This is a genomic window from Marinagarivorans sp. (assembly GCF_982758155.1).
In genome coordinates this window covers 1-1,711 of record NZ_CEXWTU010000058.1, presented here as the reverse complement: position 1 = coordinate 1,711, position 1,711 = coordinate 1, and the positions used below count along the sequence as shown (strand labels likewise).

General features: G+C 47.7%; 1 protein-coding gene. It reads left to right on the top strand.

Going from position 1 to position 1,711, the window contains the following annotated elements:
- Positions 1-135: 135 nt before the first annotated feature.
- Positions 136-1,497, top strand: a complete 1,362-nt coding sequence (locus tag AC3A8L_RS08670; protein ID WP_487961845.1) for a DUF1552 domain-containing protein — start codon at positions 136-138, stop codon at positions 1,495-1,497.
- The last annotated feature ends 214 nt before the right edge of the window (positions 1,498-1,711 follow it).

Below are 1,711 nucleotides of genomic sequence, written 5' to 3'. Positions count from 1 at the left end.
CGCGCGCGATGTTAAAAGCGTTGGGTATGTCGGATGTCATTCGCTTTAGAAAGTAACAAAAAGGCTGGGTGCTCCAGCCTCTTCTAAGCTTAAGACAATACATTAATTTATTTCTAGATTTTGACAGGTTGAATTATGAAAGACATTCGAGATATTAAAAAAACAGTTCCGGGCCATAAGGCTGATCGCATCATTCGAGTGCGTGAGCGTATGTCGCAAGCCAAAGCTAACTGGTTAGGTTATCAGCGTGAGCAGGAGCGTGCTCATGAAGAAAAGCGACAGTTTATAGCGCGTGATCGACGTAGCTTTTTATCGATGATTGCCAAGGCGGGTATCTCAATGCCGGTATTGCGGGCGTCATCATTGCTCGCGGGCTTGATGGCCACTCGGCATGCAATGGCAGCTGGCCCTGATGTACGTGTGGTTTATTGCTACCTCAACAGTGGCGCGCGTAACGATCAATGGTTACCTTCTAGCGCCAGCAATATGAACAATGTTACGCAGCCTTATGCGGGTGTTGCTTCTGTGTGTCGTTTTCGTCAAGTGGATGCTCTAATTGAAGGGCACGGCGCGGCAGCACATGCATTGGGCGGTATTAATGATAGCGGTGGTGCTTATGGTGTGCCGACTTATGATCAGCGTATTGCTGAGGTGTTGGGTGCAACCACCCCGATTCCTTTTTTGTATGCCGGTTCCGATGCTGGTCTAGGTGTTGATGCTGGCCCGAATACTATGGTCAGTACGACAGGCCCATTTATTGATAGCCCTGCGGCGCTGTACGAAAAAGTCTTCAATTCCAAAATTGAAGTAGGCTCTGATACAACCTATGAAAGTGCTTTTGCAGCGCAGTACGAAGCCATTACATCGATCAAAAGTAAGTTGAGCAGCGAAGAGTTGATGCGTCTTGAGGAGCATGAGCAAGCGTTGATGAAGATTGAAGAAAATATTCGCAATGCGTCTGAAGCTGACCAGCCTGATCAAGCAAGTTGCAACGCGACTTATACAAATGGCAACAACATTGTGGCTAAGGGTAAGGCGCAGGCCGATATTATTGTGGCTGCTATGAAGTGTGGTTTAACAAAAGTGGCAACCTTGCAGCTGGGTAATCACCAAGGAGCTTGGAAAGGGCACGACACCGCTTATCAAGGTGATGCGCACAACTCTTGCCACAGTTCTGGGCCAGAAACCAACGATGAAATGGTACGTTACATCAGCCAAGTGCCGGCTTACTTTATCAAGCGTTTGATGGACGAAGGTTTGATCAATACTACGGCCTTTGTTCAGACCACCTGTATGGGTAATGGTCGAAATCACTCAACACCTTGCGCGCCGGTATTGGTAGCATCAGGTTTACCTGGCTTCAAAAGTGGGTTTTCTTCACAGGCGAATAATTCGTCGGTGGGTAACATTCGCGACTTTAACCGCACCATTCCGATGGGTATGGGCTTGAGTGGTGGTATGTTTGATGCCCCTAGTAATACCATTAATCTTCTTTAAGTTTATATGAGGAAACCGCCGAGATAGACTGCAATTATTTGCGCTCTAGGGGCGGTTTAAAGCTTGCCGTTAAAGCCCGATTGCTCTGTGAGTGATTGGGCTTTTTAGTATTAGGGGCGAGGCAATAATAGTTTGTCCAATTAGACGAGGGAGCCTGTTTTCTCAGCAAGGCGCTCGAAGAGGCGCATGCCGGGGCATGTAACGCTTTGAGCAA